The 15092-nt window shown below is 75.6% G+C and carries 11 protein-coding genes and 1 pseudogene; 6 read left to right on the top strand and 6 right to left on the bottom strand.

Annotated features, from left to right (window positions below):
• The first annotated feature begins 99 nt into the window (after nucleotides 1-99).
• Nucleotides 100-2973, top strand: a complete 2874-nt coding sequence (locus ABZ261_RS00465; RefSeq protein ID WP_356854339.1) for a DEAD/DEAH box helicase — start codon at nucleotides 100-102, stop codon at nucleotides 2971-2973.
• Between the two features lie 608 nt (nucleotides 2974-3581).
• Nucleotides 3582-5480: an SWIM zinc finger family protein gene (locus ABZ261_RS00460; protein ID WP_356854579.1), complete on the top strand. Its 1899-nt coding sequence runs from the start codon at nucleotides 3582-3584 to the stop codon at nucleotides 5478-5480.
• 266 nt (nucleotides 5481-5746) lie between these two features.
• On the opposite strand, the gene ABZ261_RS00455 is transcribed toward ABZ261_RS00460, so the two are convergent.
• Nucleotides 5747-7015: an MFS transporter gene (locus tag ABZ261_RS00455; protein ID WP_356854338.1), complete on the bottom strand. Its 1269-nt coding sequence runs from the start codon at nucleotides 7013-7015 to the stop codon at nucleotides 5747-5749.
• 452 nt (nucleotides 7016-7467) lie between these two features.
• Nucleotides 7468-7962, bottom strand: a complete 495-nt coding sequence (locus tag ABZ261_RS00450) for a hemerythrin domain-containing protein (RefSeq protein WP_356854337.1) — start codon at nucleotides 7960-7962, stop codon at nucleotides 7468-7470.
• Nucleotides 7963-8182: 220 nt separating this feature from the next.
• Here ABZ261_RS00450 and ABZ261_RS00445 point away from each other — a divergent pair, with 220 nt between their 5' ends.
• Nucleotides 8183-8497 (top strand): hypothetical protein, encoded by a 315-nt coding sequence (locus ABZ261_RS00445; RefSeq protein WP_356854336.1) that lies wholly within the window; start codon nucleotides 8183-8185, stop codon nucleotides 8495-8497.
• A 513-nt stretch (nucleotides 8498-9010) separates the two neighbouring features.
• Here ABZ261_RS00445 and ABZ261_RS00440 read toward each other — a convergent pair.
• Nucleotides 9011-9709: an SDR family NAD(P)-dependent oxidoreductase gene (locus tag ABZ261_RS00440; protein ID WP_356854335.1), complete on the bottom strand. Its 699-nt coding sequence runs from the start codon at nucleotides 9707-9709 to the stop codon at nucleotides 9011-9013.
• Between the two features lie 114 nt (nucleotides 9710-9823).
• On the opposite strand from ABZ261_RS00440, the gene ABZ261_RS00435 reads away from it, so the two are divergent.
• Together ABZ261_RS00435 and ABZ261_RS00430 are read left to right on the top strand one after the other, a co-directional pair.
• Nucleotides 9824-10690, top strand: a complete 867-nt coding sequence (locus tag ABZ261_RS00435) for a helix-turn-helix transcriptional regulator (protein ID WP_356854334.1) — start codon at nucleotides 9824-9826, stop codon at nucleotides 10688-10690.
• A 142-nt stretch (nucleotides 10691-10832) separates the two neighbouring features.
• A complete protein-coding gene (locus ABZ261_RS00430) occupies nucleotides 10833-11324 on the top strand; it encodes a GNAT family N-acetyltransferase (protein WP_356854333.1) in 492 nt (163 codons plus the stop codon).
• A gap of 288 nt (nucleotides 11325-11612) precedes the next feature.
• Here the strand turns inward: ABZ261_RS00430 and ABZ261_RS00425 are convergent.
• Nucleotides 11613-12262 (bottom strand): annotated as a pseudogene (locus tag ABZ261_RS00425) (MFS transporter); the annotation flags it as partial.
• A gap of 754 nt (nucleotides 12263-13016) precedes the next feature.
• Between ABZ261_RS00425 and ABZ261_RS00420 the strand changes: the two are divergent.
• Nucleotides 13017-13994 carry a chloride channel protein gene (locus tag ABZ261_RS00420; protein WP_356854578.1) on the top strand — a complete coding sequence of 326 codons (978 nt, stop codon included), beginning with the start codon at nucleotides 13017-13019 and terminating at the stop codon, nucleotides 13992-13994.
• A gap of 408 nt (nucleotides 13995-14402) precedes the next feature.
• On the opposite strand, the gene ABZ261_RS00415 is transcribed toward ABZ261_RS00420, so the two are convergent.
• A complete protein-coding gene (locus ABZ261_RS00415; RefSeq protein ID WP_356854332.1) occupies nucleotides 14403-14612 on the bottom strand; it encodes a hypothetical protein in 210 nt (69 codons plus the stop codon).
• Nucleotides 14609-15031 (bottom strand): ATP-binding protein, encoded by a 423-nt coding sequence (locus tag ABZ261_RS00410; RefSeq protein ID WP_356854331.1) that lies wholly within the window; start codon nucleotides 15029-15031, stop codon nucleotides 14609-14611. The genes ABZ261_RS00415 and ABZ261_RS00410 overlap by 4 nt, the downstream gene beginning before the upstream one ends.
• Nucleotides 15032-15092: the final 61 nt, after the last annotated feature.

The raw sequence follows: 15092 nt of genomic DNA, 5'->3' as shown, positions 1-15092 counted from the left end.
CGCGGACGGTCCCGCACCGCCCCCGGAGCCGGATGTCGGACCCCGCCCGTAGAGTCGGAGACATCTGAACCGGGACACGGGCGGGAGGTGGCAGGACGTATGAGCGGCACGGCTGCGGTGGCCGAGCGCACGGGGCGTTCCCCGGGCACGGGACAGGACACGGACACGGACCCCGTTCACCCGGTCCCGGTGCGCCTGGCGTGCGTGTACCTGCCCGCGCCCCTGCCGCGCGACGGCCGCCTCGCCTTCTACGACCCCGACGGCGACCCGCTCCCCGCCGGCGCCGGGGGCGGGACCGAGGAGCTGACGGTCGTGCGGCGGCACGGCGCCGGTGTGCGCCGCCGGCAGGTCCCCGCGCTGACCCTGCCGCTCGCCGAGGCCCTGCCGCTGCTGGTCCGGGCCCGCCGCGACCCGGCCGCCCACCCGGCCACCGCCTGCTGGGGCGCCGCCGCCCTGCACGCCCTGCGGCTCGTCGCCCGCGGCCGGCTGCTGCCCGGCCTCACCCGGGACGGGCACGACGCCTGGCGGGCCGGCCCGCTGGAGCCCGACGACATCGCCCACCTGCGGGCCGTCGCCGCCGCGATGCCCCCCGAGGGCCACGCCGTGCCCCTCCCGGGGCCCGGCGCACTCCGGCTGCCCGAACCGGAGGCCCTGGTCCGCTCCTTCCTGGACGCGGTCGCCGACACCCTGCCCCGCACGCCCGCCGCCCCCTGCGCGGCCGGCCGGCCGTTCGCCGCCCGTGAACCCCAGGCCCTGCCGCACGCCCACGCCTGGGCGGCCGAGGTCGCCGCCGGCATGGACGCGGGCGTGCGCGTCTCGCTCCGCCTCGACCTGTCCGCGTACGACGTCTTCGACGCCGGTGCGCACGAGGAGTCCCGCGCCGCCGGAGCGGCCGTCGTGCAGGTGCACAGCCTCGCCGACCCCACCCTGGTGGCCGACGCGGCCGCCCTGTGGGCCGGTGAGGCCGACGCGGCGTTCGGACCCCGCGCGCGCGTCGACGCCGCCCTGGCCGTGCGGCGCGCCGCACGGGTCTGGCCGCCCCTGGAACGGCTCGCCGAACAGGACGTGCCCGACGTCCTCGCCCTGTCCGAGGAGGAACTCGGCGAGCTGCTCGGCGCCGCGGCGGGCCGGCTGGCCGCCGCCGGAGTCGCCGTGCACTGGCCCCGGGACCTCGCCCGCGACCTGACCGCCACCGCGGTGGTCCGCCCGGCCCCCGGCTCGGCGACCGACGGCACCGGCTTCTTCGAGGGCGAGGACCTCCTCCGGTTCCGCTGGCAGCTCGCGCTCGGCGGCGACCCGCTCAGCGAGGCCGAGATGGACGCCCTCGCCGAGGCCCACCGCCCCGTCGTACGGCTCCGGGACCGCTGGGTGCTCGTCGACCCCGCCCTCGTCCGCAAGGCCCGCAAGCGCGAACTCGGTCTGCTCGACCCGGTGGACGCGCTCGCCGTCGCCCTGACCGGCACCGCCGAGGTCGACGGCGAGAGCGTCGAGGCCGTCCCCACCGGCGCGCTGGCCGCCCTCCGCGACCGTCTCACCGGGGGCCTGCACCCCGCCGACCCGCCCCCCGGCCTCGCCGCCACCCTCCGCGACTACCAGCTGCGCGGCCTGGCCTGGCTCGACCTGATGACCTCCCTCGGACTCGGCGGCTGCCTCGCCGACGACATGGGCCTCGGCAAGACCGTCACCCTCATCGCCCTGCACCTCAAACGGGCCCGCCCCGAACCCACCCTCGTCGTCTGCCCCGCCTCCCTCCTCGGCAACTGGCAGCGCGAGATCACCCGCTTCGCGCCCGGCGTCCCCGTGCGCCGCTTCCACGGCCCGGACCGCAGCCTCGACGGCCTGGACGGCGGCTTCGTCCTGACCACGTACGGCACCATGCGCGCCGCCGCGGCCCGCCTCGCCGGACAGCCCTGGGGCATGGTCGTCGCCGACGAGGCCCAGCACGTGAAGAACCCCTACTCGGCCACCGCCAGAGCACTGCGCACCATCCCCGCCCCCGCCCGCGTGGCGCTCACCGGCACACCCGTCGAGAACAACCTCTCCGAACTGTGGGCCCTGCTCGACTGGACCACCCCCGGCCTCCTCGGCCCGCTGAAGTCCTTCCGCGCCCGGCACGCCCGCGCGGTGGAGAACGGCGAGGACGCCGAGGCCGTGGAGCGTCTGTCCCGCCTGGTCCGCCCCTTCCTGCTGCGCCGCAAGAAGTCCGACCCCGGCATCGTCCCCGAGCTGCCGCCCAAGACCGAGACCGACCACCCGGTGCCGCTCACCCGGGAACAGGCCGCGCTGTACGAGGCGGTCGTGCGCGAGTCGATGCTCGCCATCGAGACCGCCGAGGGCATGGCCCGCCGGGGCCTGGTCCTGAAACTGCTCGGCGCCCTCAAGCAGATCTGCGACCACCCCGCGCTCTATCTGAAGGAGGACCCCCGCCCCGACCGCCTGTCCGCCCGCTCCGGCAAGCTGGCCCTCCTGGACGAGCTGCTGGACACCCTGCTCGCCGAGGACGGCTCCGCACTCGTCTTCACCCAGTACGTCGGCATGGCCCGCCTGCTCACCGCCCACCTGTCCGCCCGCGCGGTCCCCGTCGACCTCCTGCACGGCGGCACTCCGGTGCCGGAGCGCGAGCGCATGGTCGACCGCTTCCAGAACGGCGAGACGCCGGTCCTGATCCTGTCCCTGAAGGCGGCCGGCACCGGCCTGAACCTGACCCGCGCGGGACACGTCATCCACTTCGACCGCTGGTGGAACCCGGCCGTCGAGGAACAGGCCACCGACCGCGCCTACCGCATCGGCCAGACCCAGCCCGTCCAGGTCCACCGCCTGGTCACCGAGGGCACGGTGGAGGACCGCATCGCCGAGATGCTCGCCGCCAAGCGCGCCCTCGCCGACGCCGTCCTCGGCTCCGGCGAGGCGGCGCTCACCGAGCTGACCGACCGCGAACTGTCCGACCTCGTCTCCCTGCGGAGCAGGCCGTGACGGCCCCCGGCAGCCCACGCCCCGGCGACGCCGCCCGCCGGGCCCTGCGGGCGGCACGAGCACGAGCAGAGGCCGAGCGGGAGGCCGCCGCCCCCACCGCACGGGGCACGGCGGAAGATCCTGCCGGCAGCGCGCGGGGCTCGGCGGAGGGCACGGCGGGCCCGGCGCGGGGCGCGGTGGAGGATGCGGCCGGCACGGTGCGGGATGCCGCGGAGGGCACGGTCTGCGGCGCGGACGGGGCGCCCGGGGGCCCGCCCGGGCGCGGCGCCGGCCGGCCCGACCGCTCCGGCGGCGCCGAGCCCAGGCCCGGCGACGCGGCGCGGGCTGCGCTCAGGGATGCCGTCGCACGCCGGGCCGACGACACACCGGCGCCGGGCGGTCCCGCGCCGGCGCCCGGCGCCACCGCCTCGGACCCGGCCCACGCCCCGTTCCGGTCCCCGTCCCCGGCGGTGGACGAAGCTCCCCAGGACCCGGCACGTCCCGTCCCGGAACCGGGTCCGGCGGGCGCGGCGGACTCCGGCCCCGGTGAGGCCGCCGCGCACCCCTCGGCGCGGACCGGTCCGGCCGCCCCCGCGAGCGGGCGTCCCGGCGACGCCGCCCGGGAGGCGCTGCACGCGGCACGGCGGGAAGCATGGCGCGCGGAGGCGGCGAAGCCCCGGCGGGAGAGCCGCGCCGCCGCGCGGCCGGGCACCGCCGTGCCGGCCGCCCCGTCCGCACCCGCGCCGGAGGACGGCGTCGCCAGGGCCAAGGCGGTCCAGGACATGCGGCGGTACCTGGCGGACGCCTTCCGCATGCCTCCGTGGACCGGGGAGCCCTGGGAGCCGGAGCACCCCGTCGGCGACACGGCTTCCCACACCAGTCGCGCCCCCTCCGCCCCGCGGTCCCGGTCCGTGACGCCGGAGCCCGCGTCCGGGGATTCCGCCTCCGGGGATTCCGCGTCCGGGGATTCCGCGTCCGGGGTTTCCGCGTCCGGGCCCGGGGAGCTGGCCCGCCCGTCCCCGATCCCGGCCGGCGGAGGCGCGCCGTCGGCTTCCCCGCCCGCGTTCCCCAGCCCGGCGCCCGCGTCCTCCGCCCCCGGGACGGCACCCCCGGCGGCAGCGTCCGCGGCCCCCGCCCCGGTGTCCGTGGCCGCCCCGTCCGCCCCGGCACCCTCCGCGGGAGCCCACCCCGCGTCGGCGGCCGCCGGCGCCTCGGACCCCGCACCGGCAGCACCGCGTGTGCCTGCCACCATGGCCGCCCCGCACCGCGACACCGAGCTCCGCCGTACGTTCGCGGCGTTCGCGCCGCGCCGGGCCGCCGGCGAGGGGACCGGGTTCGCGGCGACCTGGTGGGGCAACGCCTGGGTGGAGGCGCTGGAACGGGGCGCGCTGGATCCCCGGCGGCTCGCGCGGGGGCGCGGTTACGCGGACCAGGGGCACGTGGACGCGATCACCGTCACCCCGGGACAGGTGCTGGCGTACGTGCGCGGCAGCCGGCCCCGCCCGTACCGCGTCCAGGTGCGGGTGCGGACGCTGGGGGACGAGGACTGGGAGCGTTTCCTGGACGAGGCCGCCGACCGGCCGGGCCACATCGCGGCGCTGCTCGACAAGGAACTGCCCCAGTCCCTCGCCGACTGCGGCGTCCCCCTGCTGCCCGGCCCCGGCGACCTCTTCCCCCGCTGCAGCTGCCCCGACTCCGGCCATCCCTGCAAGCACGCCGCCGCCGTCTGCTACCAGACGGCCCGCCTGCTCGACGCCGACCCGTTCGTGCTGCTCCTGCTGCGCGGCCGGGGCGAGAAGGACCTCCTGGAGGCGCTGACCCGGCGCAGCGCCGCACGTGCCGCCGACGCCGCCCGGGAACGGCAGCCGCAGACGCTGCCCGGCGTGCGGGCCGCCGAGGCCCTCGCCCCGCGCCGGCTCCCGCCGCTGCCCCCGCCGGCGCCGGTGCCGCCGCACCCCGGGCAGCCCCCGGTGTATCCGTCGGCGCCGGGCGGCCCGGACCCCCTCGCGCTGGACCAGCTGGCCACCGACGCCGCCGCCCGCGCCCACGCGCTGCTCACCACCGGACGCGACCCCGTCGCCGAGCTGACCCTCTGGCAGGACGCCGTGCGCCTCGCCGCCGCGCGTCCCGGTTCCGGGCTGACGGCGGCCACCCGGACGCTCTACGCCTCGCTGGCCGAGGCCGCCGGCCGCACCCCGGCCGACCTCGCCCGCGCCGTCGCCGCCTGGCGGCAGGGCGGCCCGGAGGGGCTCGCCGTGCTGGAGGAGCCCTGGGACCCGCCGGCCGGCCGCTTCGACCGGGCCCGCCCGCTGCTGCTCGCCGCCGACCTCCCGGCGTTCCGGCCCTGGCGCAACCGCCTCACCCACCCCCGCGGCCACCTGCAGCTGCGCCTGGGCCGCGACGGCCTCTGGTACGCCTACGAGTCGGAACCCGGCCGGGACGACTGGTGGCCGCGCGGCACCCCTGACCTCGACCCGGTGGGCGCCCTGACGGGTCTCGGCATACCGGCCGACCTCGACGGCCTGTGACCGCCACGCACGGGGCCCGGCCGCTCGACGGTCTCACCGGAAGGCCGCGGTCCGGTGCCGGCGGAGACGGTCGCGGGTCCCGTGCCGGGGGCGACGGTCGCGGGTCCGGTGCCGGGGAGCGGTCCTCCCCGGCACCCCCGACGGGGCGACCCGGCGGCGGGCCCGGCCGGACGACGCCCCGCGCTGCGGCGGCCCGGGCCCGCCGGCCCCGTGGAGTCCAGCGGCCGGCAGACGTGTCACCGGGTCCGGCCCGGCAGGCCAGAGCGTCACGCCTCTCCCGGCGCCTCCGCGGCAGGCCCGGCCGCGTCCCCGGCGGCGGCACCCTCCCGCAGCCCGGGTGTCGTCGCGGCGACCGCCGCCACCGCCAGAACGCACATCGCGCCGCCCGTGACCAGCGCCGTCGTGCCCGAGGTCCAGCCGGCCAGCAGACCGGCGCGCACGTTGCCGAGACTGGGGCCCGCCTGCCCGACGATCTGCTCGGCCGCCGTGACCCGGCCGAGCAGCGAGTCCGGAGTGCGCGTCTGCACGATCGTGGAGCGGGAGACGACCGAGGTGGCGTCGGCCGCCCCGGCCAGCGCCAGCAGGGCCAGACCGGTCCACGGACTGCTCGACAGACCGAACAGCACCAGTGCCGCGCCCCAGGCGGCCGACGTGCACAGCATCACCGCGCCCGGCCGGCCGAGCCGGGTCAGCCGTCCGGACAGCGCGGTCGCCGCGATGCCGCCCACCGCCAGCGCCGACGGGAACAGACCGAGGGTGCGCGGGTCGTCGCCGAACCGCTCGGCGTTGACCAGCGGGAACAGGCTCACCGGGAAGGACAGCACGGTCGCGGCGAGATCCGTGATCAGTGCGCCGCGCACCACCCGGTGCCCGGCCAGGAACCGCAGCCCGTCCAGCACCCCCTGCACACCGGCCCGGGACGGGACGCCCTCCGGGGGCAGCGCGGGCAGGCCGAAAGCGCCGTAGAAGGCGAGGCCGAAGCTGAGGGCGTCCAGCAGGTAGCACACGCCGATGCCCAGCCAGCCCAGCAGCGCACCGGCCAGGGCGGGACCGAGCAGCATCATCGCCTGCCCGGTGACCTGGTTCAGCGCGAGTCCGGCCGCCACCTGGTCCGGCGGCAGCAGGCGCGGCACGAACACCCCGGCGGCGGGGGCGCCCAGCGCCCCGAAGGCCGACTGCAGGGCGACCAGAGCCAGCACGCCGCCCACCGGGACATGCCCGGTGAAGCCCTGCACGGCGAGCAGCAGGGAGCAGGCGGCCTGTCCGACGGTCGCCGTCAGATAGATCCGGCGCCGGTCGGCCCGGTCCACCCACGCCCCGGCGAACAGCCCGAACACCACCAGCGGCAGCGCCTGCGCCAGGCCGACCGCGCCGGTCCACGCCGTGCTGCGGGTCATGTCCCACACCTGGTACATGACCGTCACCATGGTCATGAACCCGCCGAGCGTGGAGACGGTCCGCCCGATCAGCAGCCGCCGGAAGACGGGGGAGGTGCGCAGGGGCCGGGTGTCGAGAAGCGAACGGCTCGCGCTCATGACACGGAGCGGGAGCGGGGGGCGCAGGGCGCGGGCTGCTGGATCACCGGGGGAGGCTAACCGGGCGCCGTCGCCCCCGCCAGCGAATTAAGCGACGGCCGCGGCGCCCGCCGGTGCGGACCGGACGCCGCGGCAGGGCCGGGCGGCGCACCCGGCCCTGCCGGCGCGAGACCCGCTCACGGCCCGCCGCGGCCGGCGCGGCAGGGGCCGCGCCGCTCGGACCGGAGCCGTGCGAGACCGCGTGCGGAGCCGTGCGAGACCGCGTGCGGTCGCCGAGGTCGCGTCACCGCACCGCGTGCGGTCGCCGGCATCGCGCCCTGCGCCGCGTGTGGTCGCCGGCATCGCACCCTGCACCCCGGGCGGTCGCGAGGCCACCGCACCGCGTGCGGTCACGAGGCCACCGCACCGCACCGCGTGCGGTCGCCGGGGTCACGGCACCGCGCCGCGCGCGGTCAGGAGGCGCCGACGATGCGGCGCACGTTGTCCACCGAGCCGCAGCCCGCCTTCAGCTGGCGCTCGCGCTCCTCCAGGAACGCCTCGCCCAGTTCCTCACGCCGCTTCATGGCGACGTTCTCGCGCGCACCGTTGAGGACGGTCCGCTCCTCCTCGTCGGCGTGATGGGTGACGGCCTGCACGAGTTCTTCCAGCTTCTCGTCCCACTCCTCGGAGCCGACCTCGTCGACTTCCAGCAGCTCCAGGAGCGCCTTGTTGCCCTCGTCGTGCTCGTGCTCGCCGTGCTCGACCTCTTCGTCGTCGATGTCCTTGTAGCGCTTCAGCGCGGGGTAGACCTTGGCCTCCTCGGCCAGCGCGTGCGCGATCAGCAGGTCCGAGAACTCCTCCAGCGCGGCGGCTCGGTCGGCTTCGACGCTTCTCATCTGACGGAAGAGCTCTTCCATGCGCCGGTGGTCCTGGAGGATGAGCTCGACGACGTCTCGTGTCTGGGCCATGGGGCGGGCACCACTTTCTTGCGGATGGATCGGATGGAAACGGGTGCCCCCCGCTTACCCGCCCCGTTCGTCTTCATTGCTCGCGCGCCCGCGGCCGCCTCCCCCGGCCCAGCGGGTTCACCCCCGCGAAGTGCGGTACCGGCGCCCGTCGAGGGAACTCGCGAGCAGCGACAGGACGAACGGCGCGAACGCGACCGACCGCGACGAACAGGTGAACGGCATGAACGCACGCGAGCAGCGGCAGCAGCAGCGCGACCGTGACGACCGGCAGGCCGTCGAGCGGCTGGTGCCCGTCTGGCTGCAGGAGACCGAGCGGCACGACGCCGACGCCGCCCGCCGGGCCCGCGAGGGCTGGCGGAGCGGGTCGCTGCCGGCGCAGGCCGCGCAGGACCTGGCCCTGTGGGTCACCGCCCGGGTCAACGACACCGGCTTCAACCGGGACGAGGGGCCGGACGTCGCCGGGCCGGCGCGCATCACGCCGGCCGACAAGGAGAGCGTCCACCGGTGGCTCGCCGCACAGGGCCACGAGGTGTGACACCGGGACGCCGCGACGGCCCCGCCCGCCCCCGCGATCCGCCCCGGTCGGGTCCAGCGGCGGCCGGCCGCCCTTGGGGGGCCGGCATGATGTCCCGGCCGGCCTGATCCGCGGGCGGCGGCGAATGGGATGCGGACGGGGGTCGGCACTGCGGGAGCAGCGGACCCGCTTCCCGTACCGAGCAGACCCGCCGCTTCGAGTCGGACCCGACCCGGCGGCCACCGCGGCGCTCGCGAACACCGTGCGCCTGGACGCGGTGTCCGCCCGAGGACTTCGACACGGTCTTCCACCCCGGCGGCCACGGACGCGCTGCGGGATCCGGCCGAGGACGCCGACTCCGTGCGGTTGACCGAGGCCACCCTGCGCTCGGGCCCGCGGGACGGTCTGCTGATCACGGGCCAGGACCCGGCCTCGTCCGGCCCGGCCGCCGAAGCCCTCGCCGAACTGGCCGGCCGGGGGTGTGGGCGCGCCCGCCGCCGTTCGCGGCGGGTGCGCGAGACCGCCCGCCCCGGTTCAGGACCAGGCGATCTCGCCGTGGCGGGAGACGAAGCGTCCGGTGCCGGCGCCGGGCCCCTCGGTGGCGAGGGCGACGATGGCGTCCGTGCCCTCGGTGACGGTCTGGGGGCCGCTGTGACCGTTGAGGTCGGTCGCCGTGTAGCCGGGGTCGGCGGCGTTGACGCGGATGCCCTCGAGTGCCTTGGCGTACTGCGTGGTCAGCATCGTCAGCGCTGCCTTCGAGGCGGTGTACAGCGGTGCGACGACCTGCGACTCGGCTCGGTCGGGGTCGTGTGTGAGGGCGAGCGAGCCCAGGCCGCTGCTCACGTTGACGATGACCGGGTCGTCCGAACGTCGCAGCAGCGGCAGGAACGCGGTGGTGGTGCGGACGACGCCGATGACGTTGACGTCGAGGACGGCGAGGGCGTCCGCGGCGGTGAGGTTGCTGGGATCGCCGATGGGACCGCTCACGCCGGCGTTGTTGATCAGGACGTCGATCCTGCCCTCGTGTTCGGCGACGTCCGCGGCGGCGGCGGCCACGGACGCGTCGTCGGTCACGTCGATGGGGACGTAGCGGGCGCCGGTCGCGGCGGCCGCCTCCTCGCCCTGCTCGCGGTTGCGGGCGCCGACGAGCACGGTGTGACCGCACTCGACCAGGCGGCGGGCGGTCTCGCGGCCGAGTCCCTTGTTGGCTCCGGTGATGAAAGTGATCGTCATGGGTTCGATACTGGACCCGGACCCGAGGGCGTACCAGGGACGCTCCGACGGTAGGAACACCGGTACCACCCTCGCGCCCGCGCGCACGGCCGGGAATGCGGGAGGATGGAGGTCATGCCGACGACATCCGGAACCGGACTGGGCGCGATGATCCGCACGTGGCGGGACCGGCTGCCCCCGTCGGCCGCCGGGCTGCCGGTGGCGCGCGGGCGCCGCGCTGCCGGGCTGCGCCGCGAGGAGCTGGCCGACCTGGCCGGGGTGTCGGTCGACTACATCGTGCGCCTGGAGCAGGGGCGGGCCACGACCCCCTCGGCGCCGGTGGTGGCGTCGCTGTCGCGCGCCCTCCAGCTGACCGCCGCCGAGCGTGACCACCTGTACCGGCTGGCCCGGCTCGTCCCGCCGGCGAACGGCGTGATCTCCGACCACCTCCCGCCCGGTGTGCAGCGGGTGCTCGCCCGCCTCGGGGACGTGGCCGTCGCCGTGTTCGCGGCGGACTGGCAGCTGGTGTGGTGGAACCGGGGCTGGTCCGCCCTGCTGGGGGACCCCTCCGCCTTGCCGCCGCGGCGGCGCAACTTCGCCCGCGACCGGTTCCCGGTGGACTCCGGCCCCGCCCACCTCGCGCTCTGGCCGGTGACCGAGGCGGACCACGACGCCACCGACGCCGCCGTCGTCTCCGACCTGCGCCGCGCCACCGGCCGCTTCCCCCACGACAGCCGCCTGGCCGTGCTGATCCGTGAACTGAACGCGGGCAACCGGAGGTTCGCCGAGCTGTGGGCGACCGGCGAGGTGGCCGCCCACCGCGAGGACCACAAGACGATCCACCACCCGTCGGTGGGTCCGGTCGCCGTGGACTGCGACGTCCTGACCGACGGCGACTCCGAGCTCAAGATCGTCATCATGACCGCCGTTCCGGGCAGCGAGGACGAGACCAAGCTCCGGCTCGCCGTCCTCGCCGGCCACCCGGCCACCGCGCGCCACTGAAGGCGGTTCGGAGCCGACGGTCCACTCACCATCGGTCTCGCCCTCCCGAACACCGCCGCCTCGGCAGCCGTCCGGTACGGGAACGCCTGTCCGCGAGCCGACCGCCGCAGGAAGGCGCTGCCCGGTGCGACATACTCGCCCGATGAGCCCGCGCACTTCCCCGATCAGCCGGCCGATCACGATACGCAGGGCAGTCGCGCGCGATGCCAGACGGCTCACGCGGCTCGTGCGCGGCTCGAGCGCCTACGACGGCCAGTACGCGGCCGCAGTGGCGGGCTACCGGGTCGGCCCCGACTACCTGGAAGCCCACCGTGCCTTCGTGGCCGTCGGCGCCGACGAACAGGGAGGCCCGGTCCTCGGGTTCTACTCGCTCGTCCTCGCCGCACCACCGGAACTGGACCTGCTGTTCGTCGCCGACGACGCCCAAGGACGGGGCATCGGACGGCGGCTCGTCGAGCACATGCGGTCCGAGGCCCGTGCCGCCGGGCTCGACCGTGTCAAGGTCGTGTCGCATCCTCCCGCCGAGGACTTCTACCACCGCGTCGGTGCGGTCCGAACCGGAACCGCGCGCGCGAACCCGCCCGCCGTGCCCTGGGACCGTCCCACATTCGAGTTCCGGATTGCTTCTCGATGACGCGGTGTCCCAGTCGGCGGGGCAGTGGCTTCGCCTGCCCGGCGGGACCCGACCTGCGGCGGAGTTCCACCCCCTCATCCGCGCGTGCGGCGCGGCGAGGACCGCCGGAGCGCTCCGGTGGTGCTTCGTCTCATGGCTCCGCGCCGAAGCCCGGCCCGTCCTGCAGTCCTGTGCCTGCGCTTCCCCGGGGGAGGCCGGAACCGCAAACGGAGTAGAGCCGGCCGCTCCGCTGGCCACCGCTGTTGCCCGGTCCTGCGAGGAGCACACCGGTGGCCTCTCGACCCGGGGCTACGGCCTCGTCGCTCGTGGTTGGGTCGTCGGGATCCGTGAGGTGAAGAACAGGGCGAGGAGCGCGGCGAGGGCGAGTGCGGCGAGGGTGCCCGGAGGCCGTCGAGCCTTGCTTCGGTGTTCGCGTCGAACACCTCCTGCGACGTCTCCTCGTTCACCCCGGCGTCGTCGAGCGCCTTCTTCAGCTGAGCGTCCGACAGGAAGGGCACACCGCCGCACAGCTGGGCGGACGCCCGGTTCTTGACCTGGTCCGGGACCGCCGGGTCCTGCTCGACACTGTGCAGGAAGGACGACGTGAGCGAGGCGATCATGATCGACCCGGCGAGTGCCGTACCGATCGAGGCGCCGAGGTTGGTGACGGCGTTCTGGACCCCACCGACCTCCGCACTCTGCACTTCCGGCACCGCGGACACGGTGACCGAACCGAGCTGGGACGCCAGGGCGCCCATGCCGAGCCCGATCAGCAGCAGGGGAACGGTGACGATCTCTCCGCCGGCGCCCGCGTCAAGAGCGGCCATCAGGATCACCGCACCCGCGAGCAGCGCGAGGACCCCGCAGCGCACCACCCGGCGCGGCGAGACGTCCGGGAGAAGCCGCGGGATCAGGATGGCGGCTGCCAGCAGCGTCAGTGAGAGGGGCAGGATGCGCGCGCTGATCGTCGCCAACATCCTGTCGATCCCCTACTACACGCTGTGGTCAATCACCCTGATCGCCCTGTACGGCTTCGTCATCTGGGCGCTGTGCGTCGTGCAGGAGGACTGACCCTTCCCGCGCGTCGCCCGCGCCGGGGGACGCGCGGGAAGGCGCAGACGCCGCATTCCGGGCCGGCGAGACCGGGGAACGGCCCGCCCCGACCGTCCGGCACCGTCCTCGGCATCCGTCCCGCGCAACGGGGCCTCCCGCATCAGCACACTTCCGCGTCGGCGTGGTCCGTATGTCGCTGGCAGGCCGGACTGCCGGGGCATCAACACATCGAGACACCAGTGGCACCGCGGCGGGCGCCGATGCCGAGGAGTGGTGCGCATGTCGGCCGAGAACCCGGCGCCAGCATCCGCGGCAGCGTCGCAGGACCCCTCCGCCTAGGTCAGGACCGCGGCTATGTCAGTCTTCTGCTCATCGCCGGGGTGCTCGGAGTTCTCATCTCCGCAGGAGCGTACGGTTTCCTGGCGCTCGTCGGCGAGCTCCAGACCTGGACCTACACGAGCCTGCCCGAGGTGCTGGGTTTCCAGGAGTCTCCGCCCTGGTGGCCCCTGCCGCTGCTCGCAACGGCAGGGGCTCCTGGTCGCCACGGCCGTCCGCCACCTTCCGGGGACGGGCGGCCACAAGCCGGCCGAGGGGCTGTAGACGGCAGGCGCTCCGGAGCCGGGTGACCTCCCCGGTGTCCTCCTCGCCGCACTTGCCGCGCTGGGACTGGGCGCGGTACTGGGCCCCGAGGCTCCGCTCATCATGCTCGGCAGCGGCGTGGCGGTCTGGGTGCTGCGCCTGTTCCGGCCGGGTGCGCCGCCGCCGGTCCGGTCCATGGTCGGGGCGGCCGGAAGCTTCGCCGCGGTCAGCACCCTGCTCGGGTCCCCGATCACGGGGGCCTTCCTCCTCATGGAGGTCTCGGGGATCGGCGGCCCCATGCTGGGTGTCGTGCTGGTCCCGGGCCTGCTCGCCGCCGGAATCGGCTCACTCGTCTTCATCGGCCTGGACACCTGGACCGGTCTCGGCACATACTCCCTCGCGCTTCCCCACGTGCCCCACGCCGGCGCGCCCACCGGCGCCGAGTTCGGCTGGGCCCTCGCCATCGGACTTGCCGCGGCACTTCTGGAAACGGGCATCTGCCGGTCCGCCCTGCTGCTTCAGCCCCGAGTCGAGCAGCACCGGCTCCCCGCCACCGTGCTGACGGGCTCGGCAGTCGCAGGCCTCGCCATCGCTTACGCCGAGGGCTCCGGCGGATCCGCGACCGAGGTTCTCTACTCGGGCCAGAGCGCCCTGGGCCCCCTTCTCGCGAACAGCGCCGACTACACCGTCGGCACCGTGACACTGCTTCTCGTCTGCAAGGGGCTGGCGTACTGCGCCTCATTGAGCGCCTTCCGAGGAGGCCCGATCTTCCCTGCGATATTCCTGGGCGCGGCGGGCGGAATCGCTCTCTCGCATCTTCCGGGACTGCATCTGACCCCCGCGTTCGCGATGGGCGTCGCAGGCATGTCGGTCGCCATGCTCAGGCTGCCGCTGACCTCGGTTCTGTTGGCCACCTTGCTGCTCGGGCCGCAGGGCCTGACCGTCATGCCGCTGGTGATCGTCACCGTCGTGGCTTCTTACGTCACGACCCTCATGCTCGTCCCCGCTCCACCGGACAGCTCCCGGACCGGCACGCGCAGAACCCCCACGCCGCGATAGCGCAGCGTCCCCTGGCGCGCCTGGAGTCCCACCGAACGGATCCGCGAGCGTCCCAGTCGGCAGCCACAGCCGCAACAGCTCCTCTCAGGACACGTCAGGACAGGTCAACGACCACGTCGTCCCCGGGGCCGCACCGGAACGCCGGTCACCGGCGCCACCCTGAGAGGCCATGTCGCCGCTGTGCTGTGTAGGCCGGTACCGTCCGGCCCCCGTTCGGCCGAAAGCTGCCAGGCGATGTCGGCCTGGCACAGGTTGCAGAACCCTTCCGAGGGATTGCGCACACAACCCAGAGAGTGCCGGACATTGCAGGTGAGCGCCGCTCATAGTTCCCGGTCGCGCAGCGAGTGTGACACCTCGTGACGTGAGGAAGCCCCGGCCGGGGAACACCACCGGCAGGGGCTTCTGTCATCAGGCGTCGCGGTCCCGCAGTCGCTCTTCACGGGTCTTGATCACCCGCAGCCGGACCGGCTGGCGTGAGGTCCACCGGTCCGGCCCGTGCTCCGACCGCAGCACCCACGTGGCGCCGCCGCGCACGTCCGCCACGATCCCGCGCCGGTCGGCGTCCTCGTCGTGGATCAGGTCGCCCACCCACGCGCACCGCTCCTGCTTGCCGGTCATCCGTGTTCCTTCCCGTGCAGTTCTGCCCACACCCGCTTCCCCCACGGCAGCGGCTCGCTGCCCCAGTCCTCCGCCAGCTCCGTCACGAGCGCCAGGCCGCGCCCGTGTTCGTCGTCGAGGCCGGACACCTTGCGCACCGGGGGCGCCTTCGAGAAGTCCACGACGGCGACGCGGACGCGTGCCGCGCCGAGCCTCTCGACGACCACCCGGATGGAGTCCCGCCGGGCGTGCCGCACGGCGTTGGTCACCAGCTCGGAGACGATCAGGGCGCCGTCCTCGGCCAGGTCGTCCAGGCGCCATACGGCACACGCGGCGCGGACCAGGCGCCGGGCGGGCGCGGCACTCTCGGGCTGACGCGGCAGGGTCTCGCTGTACCCGGGGTGCCCGGTCCTGCGAGCCCGCGTTGTAGGTTGCGGCATGTCGGTTTGCTTTCTCAGATCGGCCAAACCCCGGGGCCGGTCGCACGGCCCCCTGGGCGCT

The organism is Streptomyces sp. NPDC006193 (genome assembly GCF_040613915.1).
Classification (GTDB): Bacteria; Actinomycetota; Actinomycetes; order Streptomycetales; family Streptomycetaceae; genus Streptomyces.
Note: the sequence above shows the minus strand (reverse complement) of the source record. Positions and strands in the feature narration are given on the sequence as shown.